The organism is Sphingobacterium corticibacterium, from assembly GCF_004208525.1.
GTDB classification, from domain to species: Bacteria; Bacteroidota; Bacteroidia; order Sphingobacteriales; family Sphingobacteriaceae; genus Sphingobacterium; species Sphingobacterium corticibacterium.
Genome location: NZ_SGIT01000001.1, coordinates 1,401,067 through 1,422,491, shown reverse-complemented (window position 1 = coordinate 1,422,491; position 21,425 = coordinate 1,401,067). Strand labels below are relative to the sequence as shown.

Sequence of the window (21,425 nt, the reverse complement as noted above, 5' to 3'; positions counted from 1 at the left end):
GTGTTTTTTGTTTTGTATCCTTTTCAAAATCTATATTGAGGCTATATCCACTTGTTTTTCAAATTATCTGAGCGTTTCTTTGAAAATGTAATAGCCCCTTATTTCAAATTTGGCTATCGCTACTATAAACCACTTTAATCAATTAATTAAAAAAATGAGAAAGTTACATTTTCTAAAGTACATGATTTCGGCTTGCTTCATTTTGTCGTACGTGTTGTCTTTTGCACAGACTTCCAGCATGGGTGGCAAAATAACCGATGAAACCAATCAACCGTTAGCTGGTACAGTAGTAAGTTTACAGGGTAATACATCACAGAAAACTGCTACCGGTTCTGATGGGCGTTACCGTTTTAATAGCGTTCCTTATGGGACTTATATCGTCCGTATCTCGTCTATAGGCTATCAGGAAATAACGAGAGATATTTTAGTGCAAGACGGAGGGCAGTTAATAGTAGACTTTAAAATGGAACCCATTGCTACAGGGTTGGAACAGGTCGTTGTCGTGGGGTATGGGACGCAGAAACGGAGGGATGTAACTGGCGCAGTAGCGACTATCTCCAGTGAGGATCTAAACCAGGGACCTATCACCAATCCGTTGCAACAAATTTCGGGTAAAGCAGCAGGTGTTCATGTGAACCAAGTAGGTGGCGAGCCAGGATCAGCACCCAATGTCCGGATTAGAGGAATTAGTTCGTTGATCGGTGGAAACGATCCGCTGGTCGTAATCGATGGTGTTCAAGGAAATATGGATTTATTGAACCAGTTGCCTCCGTCAGAAATAGAATCTGTTGATATATTGAAAGATGCGTCGGCTACCGCAATTTACGGTTCAAGAGGTGCACCCGGCGTTATCATTGTCACGACGAAAACAAATCGTGCCGGAACAACAACGCTAGAATACAATGCGGTGTCTTCTGTTGACGCGATTTCCCGAAAACTGGACATGCTGGACGCAGACCAATGGTGGGAGCAGGCACAGATTTACGGCGTACCGGCATCGGCAAACCACGGATCCCGCACAGACTGGTATGATATTTTAACAAAAAATGGAACCATACAAAATCATACCTTGTCGTTGGGTGGCAATGAGAGGAATTTTAATTACCGGGCATCGCTAAATTTTATTTCGCAAGATGGCGTCGTGCTACGATCGAATTTCCAGAATTATATCGGAAGAATCCAAGCAACGCAAAAGGCTTTTGACGATAAATTGTCGATTGCATTTAACCTCAACGGTAGCGTCCGAAATACAGAGGGGAGTCCGAATGGGGTCTACCGTCCGGCATTCACCGCCAACCTGATTACGAATGCCTATCTGATGCGACCAACCGATCCAGTACTTAATACGGATGGCTCTTATTACACAGATGGAAATGTCTTTCAGTATATCAACCCTTATGCACTTTCGCAAACAGTCGTCAACGAGGGAAGCAATAACAACTTATTCGGAACGGTGAAGGCCGACTTAGAGCTGACCAAAGGTTTAATCGCCGGTATTTTCGGGAGCTGGAGACGGGTAGACAATAACTGGGGGTATTACTTGCCGGCTGCATCGACAATGCCGTCCGCAATAGATAACCAGGGAATTGCGAATATCAACAACAACAGGCAGGATGAGAAGTTGCTGAATTTGAGTTTAAATTATAAAAGCGTATTTGATAATCACAGCTTAGATGTTCTGGGCCTTTATGAATGGCAGAGCCAGCTGTATTATGGAAACTTTGCGCAGGCAAAAGGCTTTATCAACGACATCACACGTTATCATGCCTTACAGCTCGGTGATTTAACGCGAGTGCAGCCCGGTGATTTTTCGTCTTATAAAAATGACCGCGCACTGGTTTCCTTTTTGGCTCGGGTTAATTATGGCTATATGGACAGGTATCTCTTGACGGCGAGCTTCCGAAGAGATGGTTCAACCGTCTTCGGCGATAACCATAAATGGGGGAATTTTCCTTCGGTATCTTTAGCTTGGAGAATAGATCAAGAACCGTTTATGCAAGGACAAAATATATTTAATGATTTGAAACTGCGTGCGGGCTATGGTGTGACCGGGAATCAACAGGGTTTATACCCGCAGAACGCACTTCAATTAGTGGGGTACGCCGGGCAGACGTATTTTGGCGGCGAGCAGATTACCAATTATGCCATATCCCAAAATGGAAATAAGGACTTGCGGTGGGAAACGAAATACCAGCTCAATATCGGATTGGATTTCGCCGTGTTGGACAGCAGACTGCGTGGAACAATAGATGCCTATACGGCTACTACGAAGAACTTACTATTCAACTATACCGTTCCGCAGCCACCTTATCCTTTTGGAAATATTGTAGCGAATGTAGGTTCGATGTTGAATAAAGGTCTGGAAGCTTCCCTAAGCTATAAATTAATCGATAACAGCAATACTACCTTAACCTTGGCTGCAAATGGAGCGTCATTGCGTAATCGGGTGTTAAAGCTGAGTGGCCAGATAGACGGTGTGCCGTTGAATACCGATTTTGTAGGCTGGGGAACCAACTCTTATCTGGTGGAAGGCAAACCGATAGGGTCTTTTTATATGCTGGAGAACTTAGGGAAAGATGAAAATAATAAAGAAACAGTAATAGACAGGGATGGAAACGGCATCATCGACCAAGGTGCCAGAAGCCCGGACAGATATTATGCCGGTGGTGCTTTGCCGACCTACACCTATGGATTTACACCGTCTTTTCGCTATAAAAACTTCGATGCGGCAATGGTTTGGAGAGGATCTGGAGGTAATAAAATTTACAATACACTGCGTCAGAACCTCAGTTTTTTTGAGAATATCGGTAAATCTAATTTATTGGAGAATGCCGTTCCGTTGGGTTTATATACAACCGAATATGGCTCTGATCTCTGGTTAGAGCCGGGTGACTTCCTTCGTTTTGAAAATTTGACACTGGGCTATCGTTTTGATGTAGAGCGTATTAGGTGCATCAGTTCGCTACGTGTCTCTTTAACGGGCAATAATCTGGCTGTATTGACCAGCTACTCGGGAATCGATCCGGAATTGAACGTTGGCGGTGGAAATGGCTTCGGATCGGACGGCGGTATGTACCCTCGTTTAAGAAGCATCGCTGTTGGTCTTCATATTAACCTTAAATAATGATAATCATGATAAATAAATTGATATCCCTATGTTTTGCGGTCGTTTTATTACAAGGCTGTACAAAACTTGATGAAAATATTTACGATAAGTACACGTCTGAAGATTTTTATAATTCTAAAGAAGGATCCGATGTGGCTCTAGCGGCTGTTTATGCACAGATTCCGGGCAACTGGGATGGTGTGGGCTACGCCGGAGCAGATCGGGGCTGGTATGATCTGAACAGCATGTCTACGGACGAGCAGGTGATTCCGCATCGGAATACGGGCGACTGGGAGCTGGATTTTGCCCGTCTCTATCTTCGGCAATGGTTACCAACGGATGGTTTTATCAACAACACGTGGAACTGGCTGTACAAATCCGTATTCAATGCAAATTTGGCTGTCGCGCAGTTGGAAACGGCTAATGCAGATCCATCTAAAATCGCCGAGGCGAAAGTCCTCCGGGCATTTTTCTATTACCTGTTGATTGATGATTTTGGCGATGTTCCTTTCTTCACGGATAACAATGTAACAGTGGATAAAATACCACAGGAGAAAAGGGCCGTTATATTCGACTTCATCGTCAAAGAAATCAACGAAAACGTAGAACTGCTATCTTCAGCAAAAGGTGGAGTGTACTACGGACGGTTTAATAAGTGGGCAGGGTATGCGTTATTGGCTAAACTCTACTTAAACGCGGAAGTATACACCGGCACGCCCCGATGGCAAGAGTGTCTGGACGCCTGTAATAAGGTGAGCGAGGGTGGTTTCAGCTTGCACTCGGGTGCGGCAGACAATTCGCACCCCCTCGGCTACAAATATTTTGAGCTGTTCGGTGATGTTTTACCGGATGACGAAACGATATTGGCAATCTATACCCGGGTGGATGTTGTGGGAAGGAATATTTTCACGGTCAGAAGTTTAGGTGGTTCAGATGCTTCTGCATTATTTGGTTACAGCGGTTGGAACGGCAGCGTCGTTCCAAAAGACTTTTTGGATAAATTTAATGATAACGACATCCGTAAAAGACAATTCCGATATGGCGCAAGTCCTTTCGGTCCGAGGCCGGCCGGTTTTACCATCTATTCTGTCGAATTAAACAATATCGATAATCCAGGCGCAAATCCAAACGATGGTGCCAGAAGCCAAAAGTTTTTTCCGGCAGCACCCGCCAACAGCGGAGGTGCATCCAATGATTTTCCGATCTATCGTTATGCCGATATTTTATTGATGAAAGCAGAATGCCATGTCCGGATGAATAATGCCGGAGCCGGAAAGCCATTTGTCGATGAGGTTCGGCAAAGAGCCGGATTACAGGCTTTGTCGGCTGCTCCCACGTTGGAAGATATTTACAACGAACGAGGGTTTGAACTGGCATGGGAAGGACATAGAAGGCAAGATATGATTCGCTTCGGAACCTTTTTATTGCCCCGTGGTCTTGTAAAGGCAGCACAATCTTATCGTTTGCTGTTTCCGATTCCGACCGCCGCATTAAATGCCAATCCTTTACTGACACAAAATCCAGAATACAATTAAAATAGTATACAGATGAACAAGCATATCAATAGAATTATAGGTTTTGTGGCATGGATCGTCCTCCTGTCTGCCTGTAAAAAAGAACCTGTTTTAACGGTTATGGAAGAAGTGATTTTTCCGAAAGCTTCCTTTACTGCCTCAGCGACGGATATTGTTCTGAACGAAGACAACGAGGAGAGCCAGCTGGTCACTTTTGACTGGGGTGAGGTAAAATATCCAATATCTGCCCCCGTGACCTATACCCTACAGTTTGCCACACCTGCCGACACATTAAGTGGCCTGCTCTGGGAAAACGTATATAATGTGCAGGTTGGAGACGATGTTTTGACCAGAACTTTTACCGGAAAAGAGCTAAATGAGATTGCAACGGGGTTAGAGCTGACACCCAATGCGCAAAACACTGTTGTCGTTCGGGTCAAAGCCTACATGGACCGGGAAGTATATTCCAGTGCCATTACCTGGTCTCTTGTGCCTTATAAGGTGATTGCCGATTTTCCTTCTCTTTGGATTGCCGGCGACTTTCAAGGATGGGATATCGGCAATGCAGTGAAAATATCGTCGTTTAGAACGGATGGTATATACGAAGGCTATATCCACATCACCGGGACAACCAACGAATTCAAATTGTATACGGAAAAAGAATGGGATTCGCAGTCGTATGGAGATGGTGGAAACAATACGGTTATTGTCGCCAATTGCGCCTGTTCCAACTTTAAAGTTCAGGAGAATGGTGTATACAACATTACCGTGAATCTGAATACGATGACCTACGTATTTACTAAAGTGGAGTGGGGAATACTAGGCGATGCCACTCCGGGAGGTTGGGACAGCGATACGCCTTTAGTGTACGATCCGATAACGAACCTATGGACCGTGACCGCGGATATGAAAGCGGAAGGTTCGTTTAAATTCAGAGCGAACAATGCCTGGAGTCTGGATTTCGGAATAAAAGACGGAAAACTGGCGAATGCAAACCATCCGGCATTTCCGTATGACGAAGCGGTTCAGAATATCACCGTTCCAAGTACTGGAAATTATACTATCACCTTGGATTTGAGCGAGCCGGGTAATTTTAATTACCGATTGAGAACGAATTAATACATAGAACATAAAATTTTAAACCATGTTACGTTTATATAGATTATCCCGATTACAAATGTTAAATACGAGATCATTTTTTATGAAAATACCAGCTTTATTATTTCTACTCATTGTAGCGTTGCCGATATACGGTTGCAAAAAGTACAACCCGAAATTAAAACAGGTTATTCAGCCGGAAGTCAGCACCGACCCAGATCAATACGATGTCCCGTTTGATAAAGTACCCAATACGTCGGATATCATTATGTATGAGGTAAACCTGCGGGCCTTTAGCCAAGAAGGAAATTTAAAAGGTGTGCAGAATAGGTTGGATGAGATTAAGGATCTGGGGGTAAATGTTATTTGGCTCATGCCAATCTACCCCATCGGAAGCTTAAATAGCGTAGGATCTCCTTATTGTATCAAAGACTATAAAGCTGTAAATACCGAATTTGGCAATCTGGAGGATTTAAGGATCTTGGTGAAAGAGGCACATAAACGGGAGATGAGCGTGATGCTGGATTGGGTGGCGAACCATACCGCCTGGGATCATCCCTGGATACAGACAAAATCTTGGTATCAGCAAAATGCTAACGGAGAGATTGTGAGTCCGGATGGTTGGGACGATGTTGCCAAACTCAATTATGACAACCAGAACATGCGAAAAGAAATGATTGCGGCGATGAAATACTGGATTTTGGCGGCAAATGTAGATGGCTACCGCTGTGATCATACCGATGGTGTACCTGCTGATTTCTGGACGGAGGCTATTGATTCTTTAAACAATATCCCGAACCGAAAAATCATTATGTTTGCCGAAGGGGTAAGAAATGATCTGTTCGATTCTGGTTTCCAGTTGAACTTCGGATGGAACTTTTACCATACCTTAAAAGACATCTATAACGATAACCAACCAGCGTCTAAATTGGCTGAAGCACATACAAAGGATTACAATGGCATGTCACCGGGTAATCATGTATTGCGCTTTACCTCAAACCACGATGACAACGCCTGGGATAATACGCCTATCCATATTTTTAACGGAAAGCAAGGTTCCATGGCGGCATTTTTATTGACCAGTTACATGGGTGGTGTGCCGATGATCTATAACGGACAAGAAGTAGGTTGTCCGATAATGCTTTCTTTTTTCGACAAAACCCCGATAGACTGGTCGATAAACCCTGAAATAGCCGCAGAATACAAGAAGGTAATAAGGGTGAGAAAAGATAATGAGGCCATTAAAAACGGAGACATACAACATTATAACAATCATCAGGATATTGTGGCATTTAAGAAAACGTCCGGAACAGAAGAGGTTGTGGTGCTCGTGAATGTCAGAAACCAATCGGTCAGTTATGAAGTCGATCAATCGTTATTACAGCAGTCGTGGCGAGATGCTTTTGATCAAAGGGATTATGTGATGAATAGTACGGTTGATTTAGCACCTTATTCCTATCTTGTCCTAAAGAACAAATAATTTTTAAGCCGGAAATAAATTTTTTAGGGGACGTATCTGCGGGTGCGTCCCCTAATTTATATTAAAGATAGATTAGAAAAGACATCCTTTTAAGACTTCTTTATGCAAATTCCTTATTTTTGGGTAAATATCAGTTTATGCAAATTCTTGTAGTAGAAGACGATAATCGAATCAGTAATTTTTTGGTAAAGGGATTGGAGGAATGTGGTTATCTGGTTACGTTATGTAAAAATGCAGAAGATGTACTGAAGCAATACATCAATATCGAGTGGGATCTGATCATTTTGGATATTATGTTGGCGGATATGGATGGCGTACAGCTTTTGCAGGCCTTGCGTTACAAAAAAGTTTATACGCCTATCTTGATGTTAAGTGCATTGAACAGCGTGCAGGACAAAATATCGGCATTGGATTATGGTGCTGATGATTATCTAACGAAACCTTTTCATTTTGATGAACTGATCTCCCGTATCCGGGCGCTTACACGTAGACGGCAATATGAGCAATTGGAGACACCCAAATCCGAGCTACAATTTGGTCAATTACACATCAATCGGGAGCAATATAAAGTGACATGGGCAGGGGAGCCTATAGAGCTGTCTCCTCGAGAATATAAATTGCTGATCTATCTGGTGGAGAATATAGGCAAAACCGTCACCAGGGTACAGATATTAAATGCGGTGTGGGGAATTACGTTTGATAACCATACAAATGTAGTCGATGTGTATATTTCCTATCTACGAAGCAAAATCGAAAAACAGGATGAGAAATACATCTTCACGGTGAAAGGTGTAGGTTATATGTTTAAAGGGTAGCGGTATGAAGCTAAGACACAGGTTATCCCTATATGCTGTTGTAATATTTGGTGTTATCATGCTGTTTTTTTCGGTCGTGATCTACTTTTCCTACTATGCACAGATGGAACGGAAAGAACGTCAATCACTGGAAAGCAAATCGCTATTGGCAGCAATTTATTATTTGGAACAAGATGAGCTCTCGTTTCTGGAACATGCTAACGTAAAAAGCCAATTGCACCGAACGATCTCCAGACGGAATATCGCGATATTTGATAGTACGGGTCGTGTATTTAACGGGGATATGTCTACGACTGAACAGATTTCTCCCGATTTTTTAGCGGAGGTACGCCGTGCTGAAAATGGTTTTTTTAAAAGCGAATCTTTTTTTTACAACGGAATCTTTTACCGGGATAACCAAGGTGACTTTGTTGTCGTCACCCGCGAACCGAAAGACGCATTCAACGCGCAGATGCTCTCCCTCTTTCATATCCTTATCGCCGTTTTCTTATCTGGTATAGCATTTATTTTTCTATTTTCCAGGTATTTAAGTCATATTGCTTATCAGCCCATTATGAAAATTATAGATCAAATTCGGGAACGGGATAGTAAAAATTTTAATAAACCATTGTCGCTAACGAAGACCTATGCCGAAATTGAAGATCTAGTGAATACGTATAATCATTTCGTAAAACGTATTGCGGAGACATTCCATGTACAGAAGAACTTTATTGATTATGTATCACACGAATTACGCACACCCATAACAGCATTATTGGGTACACTGGAAGTAACTGAGAGCAAGCCGCGTTCTGCCGAAGAATATAAGAGCGCTATCGCACAGCTTGAACAGTATACGTTAGATTTACAGGACACGCTTGAGCAAATGATGTTACTTTCTGGAGCAAAGACGAACTTTGAATTAAAACCCATCCGTGTGGACGAGGTGATGTGGCAGGTGATTGAGAATATGGTACTTTATCATGACGCGCGTATCGACGTGGATATCCAAGTGAAAAATAGTAGCTTGCTAACCGTGGAAGCAAACGATAAATTGTTGGAACTTGCTTTTGGAAATATATTGGAGAATGCTATTAAATATTCGGATAACCAAATGGTCCGCGTTCTTTTTCAAGACCAAGCGGGGAAACTGGTGATAGCGATTATCGATCAGGGAATCGGTATACCTGAAAATGATATGCAGTATATCCGACAGAATTTTTATCGTGCTAACAATGCACGAAAATATCAAGGAAAAGGCATAGGCTTGTCGATGGCGAATATTATTTTTTCGTTGCATCACATAGAAATGCATATTATATCAAAAGAGAAAGGTACAACCGTCCAATTGTATTTCTAATCAAACTCTAATCTATCTTAAAGTTTACCTTAATACTGCCCGCATAACTTTGTCGGAAATAGATTTGAGGTGAAATTTTATACAGTTATTCTATTCTTTTTCGTGGTATCGTTTAGCCACGCACAATTTTATAGTCTTTCACAGCTGGAAGCGAGTTTTCTGAAGGAAAATTACCTGTTATTGGCAGCCAAGTTTGAAGTCAGCAAAGCAGAAGCGGAGGTTGTACAGGAAAAAGTATGGGAAAACCCGAGTTTAGCAGTCAGCGAAGTAAATCTTTGGGCAAATGCGGGTAGCGAAACGTTATCGCCTCTTTTTGGACGGTACGGCAAAACCCAGCAGGTTTCCGTAGAGTTGGAGCAGTTGATTGAAACGGCGGGAAAACGAAAGAAACGGGTCGCAATCAAACGGTTGGAACATCGTTTAGCGGTCTATGATTTTGAAGAACTCGTCCGTGAACTAAAAAAGGAGCTTCGCCAGCATTTCCATCATTTGGCATCCCTAAAATATAGCCAAACCCAACTCATCGGAATAGTGAAGCTGTTTGCGCAACTGGAAAAACAATACCAACGACAGACCCAGCAGGAAAATGTGTCCAAAGCAGACTATAATCGGATACATAATGAATTGTTGCGCATACAAAAAGATTTGGCGGAGCTAGCGGCAGATGTCGAATCAAGTCTATCCACTTTGCGGGTCATTACGGGAATAAATGACTTGGAAATAGAGAAGCTATTGGTAGAGGAATCATTTGTAAGCCGCACGTTGCTGGTGCCCAAAGATATGACCAGTTTGATAGTCAATCAAAATATTGGGATGAAGAAACAGTCGACGGCAATCGAAATGGCGAAACAGCAATTGGAACTGGAGAAGGCCCAAACAACACCGGATGTAACACTGCAATTGGGATATGATCGTGGTGGAAATATTATGCAGGATTTCATTGGTTTGGGGATACAGATGGATTTGCCCGTTTTTAATAGGAACAAAGGAAATATACAGAAAGCCAAACAGCAGATAGACCAAGAGCAGCTTACGTATACGGCGCTGCAATGGGAGTTGGAACAAACCGTACTGCGCTATAAAAACCAACTTTTAAAATACGAGAACGTGTTAAATCAATGGTCAAGTGAAATGGAAGGCGAACAAGATACCATGGTAGAAAGCTATCGGCAACACCTCGAAAATCGTCGGGTCACGTTGCTGGAATTTATAGACTATGTACAGTCTCATCGAGAGGCAAGACAGTCATTTTTGGAGTTGTGGCAAAATTACAATAACACGTTTGAGGAGCTCCAATATCTAATCGGTAAAGATTTTTAAGAAGTTATGCGGAAAATAATTTACGGACATATCATTGGGATATGTTGTGCATTTGTCTCCTGCTCCCCGAAAGCAGAAGAAAAACAATCAGAAACGACAAAACCAGCAGCGTTTTGTCTGCATGAAGGATTACGCGAATCGACGGAGATTATTGCTGTAAAAGAACGTGCGGTTACAGAACAGTTGACTTTGTCGGGAAAGATAGAATACAATGAAAATGATCTGGTGGCGTTTCGTAGCCTGCTGTCCGGTGTGGTAGAACAGGTAGACTTTGAGTTGGGTGACCAAGTGCATAAGGGACAAATATTAGCAACGATAAAATCCACACAGATTCAGGAACTTTATCAGCAACAGCGCTACCAACAAAATCAAATTAGTCTGTTGGAAAAGCAAGTTAAAAGTAAAAAGGAACTTGCTGCGGACGGACTGTTGGCGGCGCCTGATGTCCTTGCCGCTGAACACGAATTGGAGAGTGCTCGGATAGAATTCGACCGGGTAACGGAAAGTCTGTCACTATATAGAGCGGCCGGAAAAGATGCTTTTCATATTCTTGCCCCAAAAGATGGTTACATCATCCAAAAGTCGATCAGTCCAGGTCAAAATGTGACCGAGGACAGTGCACCACTGTTTTCGATTTCCAATTTGAAAGAGGTATGGGTGATGGTGAATATCTACGCCAGTAATTTACGTCATGTTGCATTGGGTAATCCTGTGAGAGTCCGAACGATAGCCTATCCGGATAAGTTTTATGCTGGAAAAATAGATAAAATATACAATGCCTTTGATGATAACGAACATGTGCTCAAAGCTCGGGTGGTGTTGGCCAATCCCCATTTGGATTTGATGCCGGGATTGAGTGCAGATATTATCATTGATTTACAAAATAAGGCAGGAAAAGCATTTGCGATTCCAAACACAGCGAAAGTGTTCAGCAATAACAAAGAGTATGTTGTGATATATCGGGATAGCTGTGACATGGAAATTAGACCCATATCGACCGTTGGACGTAACGAAGAATATACATTTATAAAGGAAAAGCTAAAGCCAAACGAGCAGGTCATTGCCTCAAATGCCTTATTGATTTTTGAGCAGTTGAATAAATAAAGCATGAAGAAGTTAGTACAAAGCATCGTTACGTTCTCGTTGCAGCATACAACATTGGTCCTATTTGCTGTAATGATCTTGCTATTTGGGGGTATTTATGCCCTGCGTCACACAGCGGTGGAGGCATTTCCCGATGTAACAAATACGCGGGCGCGTGTCATCACACAATGGGCTGGACGTAGTGCGGAGGAAATGGAAAAGTTAATCACACTGCCCATTACCAAGGAATTGAATAGTATTCCGCATAAGTCCAATATCCGATCTATTTCACTTTTTGGGTTATCCGTTGTCACCGTGCAATTTGAAGATGGGGTAGAGGATTTCTATGCGCAGCAATATGTGTCCAGTAAATTGTCGGGTGTGGATTTACCGGACGGAGCAAACGCGGAAATAGAGCCACCCTCTGGGGCAACAGGTGAAATCTTTCGCTATGTGATAAAAGGAGATTTGCCTATTAAAGAAATCACCGCTTTACAGGACTGGGTCATCGAACGGGAATTGCTCAGTGTCCCCGGGGTTGCGGATATTGTCAGTTTCGGAGGGGAAGAGAAAATTTATGAGATCAAGATTCATCCTGCGGAACTGAAAAATTATGATTTATCGCCTTTAGATGTGTATGAAGCGGTATCAAAATCGAATATCAACGTAGGAGGGGATGTTATTGAACAAGGCGATCAGGCTTATGTAGTGCGTGGCGTGGGGTTACTGGATAAGCTGGAAGATATTGGTAATATCACCATTAAGCTGAACGGCGCGACACCGATTTTGATAAAACATGTAGCCGATGTGGCTATTTCTCACAAGCCACGTTTAGGACAGGTAGGGCTTGGAGACGAGGATGATCTGGTACAGGGCATTGTCGTGATGTTGCGTGGCGAGAATCCTTCGGAGGTTATTACCCATCTGAAAACCAAAATCGAAGAACTGAATCAGCGTACCTTACCGGAAGGTGTGCGTATTGAACCGGTAATCGATCGTACGCTTTTGGTCGACAACACCGTCCGTACAGTCTCCCACAATCTGATAGAAGGTATTTTACTGGTTTCTTTAATTGTTTTTATTTTTCTGTACAACTGGAAATCAACCTTTATTGTAGCTTCCGTTATCCCTTTGTCTTTCCTTTTTGCAATCATTATGTTGAAAATTCAAGGTTTACCAGCAAACTTGATTTCGATGGGGTCTTTGGATTTTGGTTTGCTGTTAGAGGGGACATTAGTGATTGTAGAAACCGTATTCGTCGCCTTGGCGGGTTTATCGCATCGCGTGGGGCCGGAGCGTTTTGCTAAAATGAGTAAACTGGGCGTGATTAAGAAAAGTGCTGGAAGTGTCGCATCCTATATCTTTTTTGCTCTCGTTATTCTGATTGTTGCATTACTTCCGATTTTTTCTTTTCAAAAAGTAGAGGGGAAAATGTTTACACCGCTAGCGTTTACGTTGGCATATGCTTTATTAGGATCGTTGATTTTGAGTTTGACCTATGTCCCTGCGATGTGTAAACTGTTGTTCACGAAACATATAGAAGAGCGTGAAAATGTAGTGACCCGATTTTTTCAGCGAACCATTTTCGGATTGTTTAAAATGAGTTTTCGATATAAAAAGACCACTATTGCTGTTTTTCTGGGGATTCTGATCCTTTGTTTATTCAAATTTTTGCATTACGGATCGGAATTTTTACCGAAGCTAAATGAAGGTGCGATCTATATACGTGCGACGTTACCAAATAGCGTTAACCTTCGTGAATCTACTCGACTAACGAAAGAAATGAAAGAAATTATGGAAAAGGAGTGTGAGGAGATTGATTTTATATTGACCCAAACCGGACGGCCAAACGATGGAACGGATCCAACGGGTTTCTTTAATATTGAGTTTAATGTGCAATTGAAAGACGAGAAGCAATGGGAAAGGAATGTGAAGAAGGATGATATCATACGAGAATTGCGGGAAAAGCTTGCACATTATCCCGGCATTAACTTCGGTTTTAGTCAACCGATACAAGACAATGTGGAAGAATTTGTAGCGGGCGTGAAAAGTTCGTTGGTTATCAAAATATTTGGTGATGATTTGTACGATCTGGAAAATTATGCTGACCAAGTTGCGTCTGCTATTGGAAAGGTACGAGGTATTACGGATATTAATGTCTATAAAAATATCGGGTTACCGGAATTACGTATTCAGCTCCATGATTCAGAAATGGCAAAATATGGATTGTTTACGGCAGATGTACAAGCGGTCGTCGCCATGACAATTGGTGGACAGGCTGCCACGAAATTTTATGAAGGAGATAGGCAGTTTGATATTGTGCTACGTTTCGATGAGCACTATCGCGATACCCCCGAAAAGATCAGCAATATTTTAATTCCGAGCAGTAGTGGTCGCGGCATCCCACTGCAAGAGATCGCTACGATTAGCTATGAGACGGGAGCTGCTTTTATCTACCGAGAAGGGAATAGCCGTTATATCGGTATTGGGTTTAGTATCGACGGACGTGATTTGGGCAGTACGATTGCAGAAGCAAAAGAAGTGGTGGAACAGGAAGTATCTTTACCTAAAGAAAATTATATGGAATGGGCAGGTGAGTTTGAAAGTAAAGAGCGGGCAGCTAAGCAGCTATCGCTGGTTGTTCCGGTGAGCCTCGCGTTAATATTATTGTTGCTCTATTTCAATTTTGGGAATCTCAAAGACACCTTGGTGTCTTCGTTAACGTTGGCGTTTGCATTTATTGGTGGATTTGTTTCGTTATGGGTCACAGGTACTATCTTTGGTATTTCAGCAGGTATTGGTTTTATTATTTTATTTGGTGTGGCTACGATTGATGGTATTGTGTTATTGGGCGTCATACGGGATAACCTCCGTCAGCGGATGGAGCTTTTACCAGCTATTTATGCCGGCGTCAAAAGTCGGATACGCCCGGTGGTTATGATTGCATTAATGGGTTCGATGGGATTGTTACCGGCTGCCATGTCGACGGGTATGGGATCAGAAATCCAAAAACCACTCGCTATTATGATTGTAGGAGGTTTGCTGATCTGTCTGCTCTTGAGCTTTACGGTGCTGCCAGTGGTTTTTTATTGGATGAATAGGAAGTGACCTTAGCTTCATATGTTCTTTTTCCCGTAAAAAGAACCAAACCGACCAACGGGAGCTCATGAACACCAAAATAAACACACGTTCATAAACCTCGTCGCTTCAAATGTTTTACATTAGGGATAGTACTAAGGATGAATTGGTGCAGTTGTAAAACATTTGGATGCGACCTTAAAGATTAAGGAGGGGCTGTGCATATGCGTAAATGATCGCGATCATTGGTTGATTCCGGTAATGCGAAATAAGATGACATCGTCTTTTTTTGCGACCATTTTTCTAAAGGCTATTCCGTAAAAAAAAATTACAGAGTAATCATGAATGCCATTAAAAGCAGACGCTAATGAATAAATACTGTTTGAGCGAAGTGAGTTTATTTTGTTTAGGAATAGACAAAGAAAAATAGCAAAAACAGACAAGTCTTGATTTTTTGTCTACTTTTTTATCAAGAAAAAAGTAGTAAAAGAAGTACCTTTGAGGTCATGAATAAGAAACAGAAAAAGACGCCCGGAATACCAACATTTGAGAGATCGGTAGACCGTATTTTCTACGAAATGGACCAAAAATTTGCAACGCGCAATAAAATTGTATATGCGGTATTTATTGCGTTGGCATTTTTTGGCGTGATGGGGTTGATCTGGATGATTCCGTTTCCTAAACTTGGCTTCTTGGTGCGGACGAATATGGATACCTTCTTGAACTGGGGTTCTTTTTATATCGCCATTATTATCTATTTATATTTGCGGCTGGCGCCCACACTATCATACGCTATGCTTTTCACGATTGGGGTGATGAGCTTCTGTATTGTTCAGTTGGAATATGTGGAACGTGATGGTGGGCCTGCGGTATGGCTGGTATGCACCGTGCTTACGGTTATCGGCATCGTGGGGGCTACCTTTCAAGCGAAAAAAGAACCTACGGAAATTCCTCCTGCGGCGATTTGGCGCTTGCTGACGGTAGGTCCGATTTGGTTATGGTCTAAAATCTTCACTGTACTCAAAATAAAATATTAACAACGTATTTTTCCAATATTTTTTTCATTTTATCATTTGTAAGTCAATATATGTTTATATAAAAACATAATCCGTAAATTTGGGGTACTGTACAATAGGTAACTTTATCTCAAATTTAAAAGAGCACAGTTATGTTAAAAGGATTTTTTAATGTTCCTACACCAGTTAATGAGCCCGTTAATTCGTATGCTCCTGGTACAAAGGAAAGAGCCTTGTTAGAAACAGCGATAAAGGAAGCGAGAGCACAGGAGGTAGATGTTCCGATGTATATCGGCGAAAAGGAAGTGCGCACTGGGAATAAGGCGAAGTTAACACCTCCACACGACCATCAACATGTTTTGGGATACTACCATGAGGGTACAAAAAGCCATGTAGAAGATGCTATTCATGCTGCGCTGACTGCAAAAGAGAAATGGGAAAACCTGCCTTGGGAGCAACGTGCCGCTGTTTTTTTAAAAGCTGCAGAATTGATATCTACTAAATATCGCTATAAAATTAATGCAGCAACGATGTTGGGGCAGTCTAAAAATGCTTATCAAGCTGAAATTGATTCTGCCTGCGAATTGGCAGATTTCTTGCGTTTCAATGTGGCCTATATGACCGAAATCTATAGCCAACAACCTCCTGCGAACGCAAAAGGTGTTTGGAATAGGGTCGAACAACGTCCGTTGGAAGGATTTGTTTTTGCGCTGACACCGTTCAACTTCACGGCAATTGCCGGTAACCTGCCTTCTTGTGTGGCTATGATGGGAAATGTTGTGGTATGGAAACCGTCAAATACACAGATCTACTCTGCAAATGTTATCATGGAGGTCTTCATCGAAGCGGGGCTTCCTCCGGGTGTAATTAATTTAGTATATGTGTCTGGTCCGGACGCGGGTGATGTTATCTTTAAACATCCCGATTTTGCGGGTATCCACTTTACTGGTTCTACAGGGGTTTTCCAGAATATCTGGAAAACGATAGGGGAGAATATCGACCGTTATAAAACCTATCCGCGTATCGTTGGGGAAACAGGTGGTAAAGATTTTATCTTAGCACATCCATCGGCTGATGTCGAAGTATTAAATACGGCATTGGTTCGCGGTGCGTTTGAATTTCAAGGGCAAAAATGTTCTGCGGCTTCGCGTGCTTATATTCCCCAATCGTTGTGGAATGATCTTCGTGCACGTATGGAGAACGATATACAATCATTTAAAATCGGAGGAACCGAAGATTTCAGTAATTTTATTAATGCTGTTATTGACGAAAAGGCATTTGATAAGATTACGTCTTATATAGATCGTGCAAAAAACTCCGCTGATGCGGAAGTTGTCATCGGTGGCGAATACGATAAATCAAAAGGTTATTTTATCCATCCTACCGTTATCTTGGCTAAGAAGACAGATTACGAGACGATGAGTGAGGAGTTATTCGGTCCGGTATTAACAATTTACGTTTATGAAGATGATAAATGGGAAGAAACATTGGAATTGGTCGATAAAACATCTATTTATGCGTTGACAGGCTCTATTATCTCCCAGTGCCGTTATGCAATTGATGAAGCTACTTATGCGTTGCGGAATGCGGCGGGTAATTTTTATATCAATGATAAATGTACAGGAGCAGTAGTTGGCCAACAACCGTTTGGTGGTGCAAGAGGTTCGGGCACAAACGACAAAGCGGGTTCGATGATTAATTTATTGCGTTGGGTTTCTCCACGTACTATCAAGGAAACATTCCATCCGGAAACGGATTACCGTTATCCGTTCTTAGGTTAATTATTACTATAGCCCGCGATTTAAATCGCGGGCTGTTTCATTATGAAGACTCCCGATCATAGAAAACCAATTGAATTCACGGTGCCTGTACGGGGTGACGAAGCTTTTTACGTCATGGACAACACCGATACCAATTTTTATGAATATTACCACCGCCATCGGGAATTTCAGATTACCTATATAGCAGCGGGTGGAGGTGCTTTTATGTTGGGGAACTTGATACGTCCTTGTTTGGAAAACCAGATATTTCTGGTGAAACCGAATGACCCGCATATGTTTTTTAAAGATGAACGTATTACCGCGCCTTCCCAAATACATGTTATTCATCTTTTTTTCTCGTTGGAAAAACTAGATCCGTTTTTTGATATGACGGAAATGCAGGCAATCAAATCACTTTTTTATAACCTAGATGCTAGTAAACTCTTGCCAGAGCAATTTGCTAAACCGTTGAAAGAATTGTTTTTACCGCTGGGTACGGATGGTGGTCCATCGAAACTGATTAAGGTTATCCAGATATTTAAAGCTTTAGTGGTCCATCAAGATCATTTTATATCGATGTATTCGGGTGTGAGCAAAGTGAATTTTCAAGATGCAGATGGTCTCCGTATTAACACGGTAATTAAATACGCCTTGGAAAATTATAAGAGAAATATCTCTATCGAAGAAATTTCGGCACTCATCCACTTAACACCAACGGCTTTTTGTAAGTTTTTTAAAAAGCATACCCAAAAAACATTTGTTTCTTTCCTAAACGAGATACGGATTGAAAGTGCTTGTCAGCTGCTTGTCAATAACAAAGTGGAGAGTATTGCGGAAACGGCATATCAATGTGGATTTAATACGGTGGTTCATTTCAACAGGGTGTTTCTGCATGTCATGAAAGTCTCTCCTAAAGAGTTTATTGCGACGCACACTCGAAAAAGATAACTCACCAACTGACGTCATCACCGATAAGCAACGTTAAGTAGATATTCATTATACATTCGAGGGAGCAAAGCAATAATAATCTTTTCTTTCAATCTTTCCCAAAAGTTGAAAGAAAAGGTTTATCGGAGCTTATTCTTTCTCAGATCCTGTTCGTTTAAGAATCATCACCGCCTCATATTGATTTGTATCATAATGGGGTGGTTCGATTGTCAAATTGGTGGGAAACGGCTTTGATTTATCGAAAAAATAAATTTTCGTTATACTGCCGTAATCATTTGTGGGAAACATATCAGCGCAGGCGTCATATTTTGCATTTACCATATCGCCCACTGCCACCGCATAAACGCGCATAATGCCACCTTTATTCTGTTCGTTTCGAACGAATGCTACTTCTTCAAAATCGCCTGGTAAATCTTTAATGGACGGTTGGTTATAAGCTTCCCAAATTCCGTATCCCAATAGGACAATTAAACCGACGGCAATTATCCAAAATTTTTTCTTTCCTTTCATCTGTATTGTCGGGCTCGTTATCTATTTATCGTAACACCCAGTAATGTATAGAACTCTTTCAAAATAGCCTGATGTCCGGGCCATGCTGGGGAAGTAACTAGGTTTCCGTCTACAACAGCTTGATCTGCCGGAATATTTTTCCACGTTCCGCCTGCCAATTCAATATCGGGCCCCACGGCGACATACGCCGTTAAAGTTCTACCTTCCAATACGCGGGCAGTCGTCAATACTTGAATACCATGACAAATTGCCGCTACTGGTTTATTTTGTTCGAAGAAATGCTTCGTGATTTCGATTACGCGGTCATTTAACCGAATATATTCCGCCGAACGTCCACCGGCAATATATAAACCATCATAATCTTCCACGTTTACACTGTCAAAATCTTTGTTAATAGCAAAATTGTGTCCACGCAATTCCTTATAGGTTTGGTCGCCGGTAAAATCATGGATGGCGGTTGGAACGGTATCACCGCTTTTACGGTCGGGTGCGATAGCATCGACTTTTATTCCTACCGATTCCATAGCCTGAAAAGGAACCATAGCCTCGTAATCTTCGACATAGTCGCCCACTAATAATAATACTTTCTTTGCCATAATATTGTGTTTTTGTTATCTAATTATTTTGTTCAAGTTTTTGCTTTAATATCCTTTTCGTTTTTCGGACTTTAGCTTCTAGTTGACTTCTTAATATTACGTTCGTAACGCCTTTGCCTTCTTCGAAGTTTTGCGAAAACTCCGGGAGACTATAGCTTTCCAATACCTCTGCTCCATCAAAAGGTAATCTGTTGATAGCAATTTCTAATACCGATTGCCCTCCTCTTTTTCCGTTTGACGTAGCCATTACAAAAACTGGTTTGTTCTTGAAAATTTTTCGGTTTGGTATCCTAGAGACCCAATCTATTAAATTTTTATATGCTACATTATAGTTGCCGTTGTTTTCGGCAAAAGAAATCAGAATAAAATCTGCCTGATCAATCTTCTCCGCGAACGTATAAGCCAACGATGGAATACCCAATTCTTTTTCTCGTTCTTTCGAGAAAAGTATCATATCAAAATCGTTCAAATCCAATATCTCTATAACGTCATCAGACTCTTTGTAGTATTTGCTAACGCTCGTTACCAATTTCTTGTTAATGGACTGGGCGCTATTGCTTGCAGCGAATGCTAAAATGTTCATAGAATTGAGTTGTTTTGTGGTATAAATTTAACGATTATTTTTTAGAACCCTTTGTAAGAAGAATGTAGATTGTTTACATAAAAAGGTATGTTTGTAAAAACTGTTTTTAAATTTCGATTATGAGACAAAAACTAATGATAAATAGAAAAAGTTTATGGATATATACAGCTAGTATGCTGATGATGCTCGTATGTGGGCGGCCTGTGCATATTAGTTATGCTAAAGATGATAAACGAACAGATAGCCTTCAACTGGTTATCGACAGTGTGCTGACCATCTTTAAGAACGACCAACCTTTGCTTACTTACCATTTTAATACGGTATACCCGCCGCGAGGACAAGATAGTAGCTATCAACGCAGCGGTTTTATCCATCCGGTCTATACTTTAAAAGGACAGCAGCTCACACGGATACAACCGAAAGATCATTATCATCACTACGGTATTTGGAATCCTTGGACCCAAACAATATTCGAAGGGGATACGGTTGATTTTTGGAATTTATATAAGAAGGAAGGAACGGTCCGTTTCGTGCGGTTACTGGACAACAAAGTCAGTGCACACGATGCGGAATATACTGCACTTCATGACCATGTGGTCTTTAAAGAAAATGGAAGCGAAGAGGTTGCACTTCATGAATGGCAAACGGTTAAGGTACACTTACCGAAGGGGCAGTCTGACTATTATTGGATTGATATAACCATTAAGATGCGTTGTGCTACTTCCAGTCCGTTACGGTTGCTTACCTACCGATATGGTGGCTTGGGATGGCGGGCAGTAGCGTCTTGGGATGCTAGCAATAGTAGCGTGTTGACTTCCGAAGGTAAGACGCGGGAGGAAACTGATGGTACTCGAGCACGCTGGTGTATGGTACAAGGAGAGCTGTCACAAAATCAATATGGTGGTATGGCTATTTTATCTCATCCTACTAATTTTAATCACCCCGAACCCTTACGTATCTGGGATGCTAATGCCAACGGCGGAAAAGGTAATGTATTCATCAATTTTTCGCCAACAAAAGACCGGGATTGGCTTTTGGAACCAGGTCAGACCTATACACTTAACTATAGATTGGTCGTGTTTGATGGTAAACAAAATGCAGCACTTATTGAAAACAGTTGGCAAGATTTTTCGGAAGAAAAAAAATAAAAAAGGCACTCAGTTTTTCGCTGAGTGCCGC

16 protein-coding genes are annotated in these 21,425 nt (G+C 41.8%); 13 read left to right on the top strand and 3 right to left on the bottom strand.

The window, feature by feature from the left end:
• The first annotated feature begins 154 nt into the window (after positions 1-154).
• The 12 genes from EWE74_RS05900 to EWE74_RS05845 all read left to right on the top strand — a co-directional run bounded on the left by EWE74_RS05900 (position 155) and on the right by EWE74_RS05845 (position 18,557).
• Entirely contained in the window at positions 155-3,124 is a 2,970-nt protein-coding gene (locus tag EWE74_RS05900; RefSeq protein WP_130140561.1) for a SusC/RagA family TonB-linked outer membrane protein, read from the top strand.
• Positions 3,125-3,132: 8 nt separating this feature from the next.
• Positions 3,133-4,641, top strand: coding sequence for a RagB/SusD family nutrient uptake outer membrane protein (locus tag EWE74_RS05895; protein WP_206365150.1), 1,509 nt, complete (start codon positions 3,133-3,135; stop codon positions 4,639-4,641).
• A gap of 12 nt (positions 4,642-4,653) precedes the next feature.
• The gene (locus tag EWE74_RS05890) at positions 4,654-5,739 is read left to right on the top strand and encodes a SusE domain-containing protein (RefSeq protein WP_130140559.1); all 1,086 of its coding nucleotides are present in this window, start codon (positions 4,654-4,656) and stop codon (positions 5,737-5,739) included.
• An 82-nt stretch (positions 5,740-5,821) separates the two neighbouring features.
• Complete coding sequence (locus EWE74_RS05885) at positions 5,822-7,198, top strand: alpha-amylase family glycosyl hydrolase (RefSeq protein ID WP_165384654.1); 1,377 nt, start codon at positions 5,822-5,824, stop codon at positions 7,196-7,198.
• A gap of 137 nt (positions 7,199-7,335) precedes the next feature.
• On the top strand, positions 7,336-8,013 hold the full coding sequence (locus EWE74_RS05880; RefSeq protein ID WP_130140557.1) for a response regulator transcription factor: 678 nt from the start codon (positions 7,336-7,338) through the stop codon (positions 8,011-8,013).
• 4 nt (positions 8,014-8,017) lie between these two features.
• Positions 8,018-9,352 (top strand): sensor histidine kinase, encoded by a 1,335-nt coding sequence (locus EWE74_RS05875; RefSeq protein ID WP_206365149.1) that lies wholly within the window; start codon positions 8,018-8,020, stop codon positions 9,350-9,352.
• A 69-nt stretch (positions 9,353-9,421) separates the two neighbouring features.
• Positions 9,422-10,672 carry a TolC family protein gene (locus tag EWE74_RS05870; protein ID WP_130140556.1) on the top strand — a complete coding sequence of 417 codons (1,251 nt, stop codon included), beginning with the start codon at positions 9,422-9,424 and terminating at the stop codon, positions 10,670-10,672.
• 6 nt (positions 10,673-10,678) lie between these two features.
• Positions 10,679-11,776: an efflux RND transporter periplasmic adaptor subunit gene (locus EWE74_RS05865; RefSeq protein ID WP_130140555.1), complete on the top strand. Its 1,098-nt coding sequence runs from the start codon at positions 10,679-10,681 to the stop codon at positions 11,774-11,776.
• A 3-nt stretch (positions 11,777-11,779) separates the two neighbouring features.
• Positions 11,780-14,863 carry an efflux RND transporter permease subunit gene (locus EWE74_RS05860; RefSeq protein WP_130140554.1) on the top strand — a complete coding sequence of 1,028 codons (3,084 nt, stop codon included), beginning with the start codon at positions 11,780-11,782 and terminating at the stop codon, positions 14,861-14,863.
• A 476-nt stretch (positions 14,864-15,339) separates the two neighbouring features.
• Positions 15,340-15,870, top strand: a complete 531-nt coding sequence (locus tag EWE74_RS05855) for a DUF962 domain-containing protein (protein WP_130140553.1) — start codon at positions 15,340-15,342, stop codon at positions 15,868-15,870.
• 131 nt (positions 15,871-16,001) lie between these two features.
• Complete coding sequence (gene pruA, locus EWE74_RS05850; protein WP_130140552.1) at positions 16,002-17,630, top strand: L-glutamate gamma-semialdehyde dehydrogenase; 1,629 nt, start codon at positions 16,002-16,004, stop codon at positions 17,628-17,630.
• Between the two features lie 42 nt (positions 17,631-17,672).
• Positions 17,673-18,557: an AraC family transcriptional regulator gene (locus EWE74_RS05845; protein WP_130140551.1), complete on the top strand. Its 885-nt coding sequence runs from the start codon at positions 17,673-17,675 to the stop codon at positions 18,555-18,557.
• A 129-nt stretch (positions 18,558-18,686) separates the two neighbouring features.
• On the opposite strand, the gene EWE74_RS05840 is transcribed toward EWE74_RS05845, so the two are convergent.
• Genes EWE74_RS05840 through EWE74_RS05830 form a run of 3 tightly spaced genes read right to left on the bottom strand, consistent with a single transcriptional unit; the run spans position 18,687 to position 20,246 of the window.
• Positions 18,687-19,067 carry a hypothetical protein gene (locus tag EWE74_RS05840; RefSeq protein ID WP_130140550.1) on the bottom strand — a complete coding sequence of 127 codons (381 nt, stop codon included), beginning with the start codon at positions 19,065-19,067 and terminating at the stop codon, positions 18,687-18,689.
• 17 nt (positions 19,068-19,084) lie between these two features.
• Positions 19,085-19,663 carry a DJ-1/PfpI family protein gene (locus EWE74_RS05835; protein ID WP_130140549.1) on the bottom strand — a complete coding sequence of 193 codons (579 nt, stop codon included), beginning with the start codon at positions 19,661-19,663 and terminating at the stop codon, positions 19,085-19,087.
• Positions 19,664-19,682: 19 nt separating this feature from the next.
• On the bottom strand, positions 19,683-20,246 hold the full coding sequence (locus tag EWE74_RS05830) for an NADPH-dependent FMN reductase (RefSeq protein ID WP_130140548.1): 564 nt from the start codon (positions 20,244-20,246) through the stop codon (positions 19,683-19,685).
• A gap of 134 nt (positions 20,247-20,380) precedes the next feature.
• On the opposite strand from EWE74_RS05830, the gene EWE74_RS05825 reads away from it, so the two are divergent.
• A complete protein-coding gene (locus tag EWE74_RS05825) occupies positions 20,381-21,394 on the top strand; it encodes a DUF6807 domain-containing protein (RefSeq protein ID WP_165384653.1) in 1,014 nt (337 codons plus the stop codon).
• Positions 21,395-21,425 lie beyond the last annotated feature (31 nt).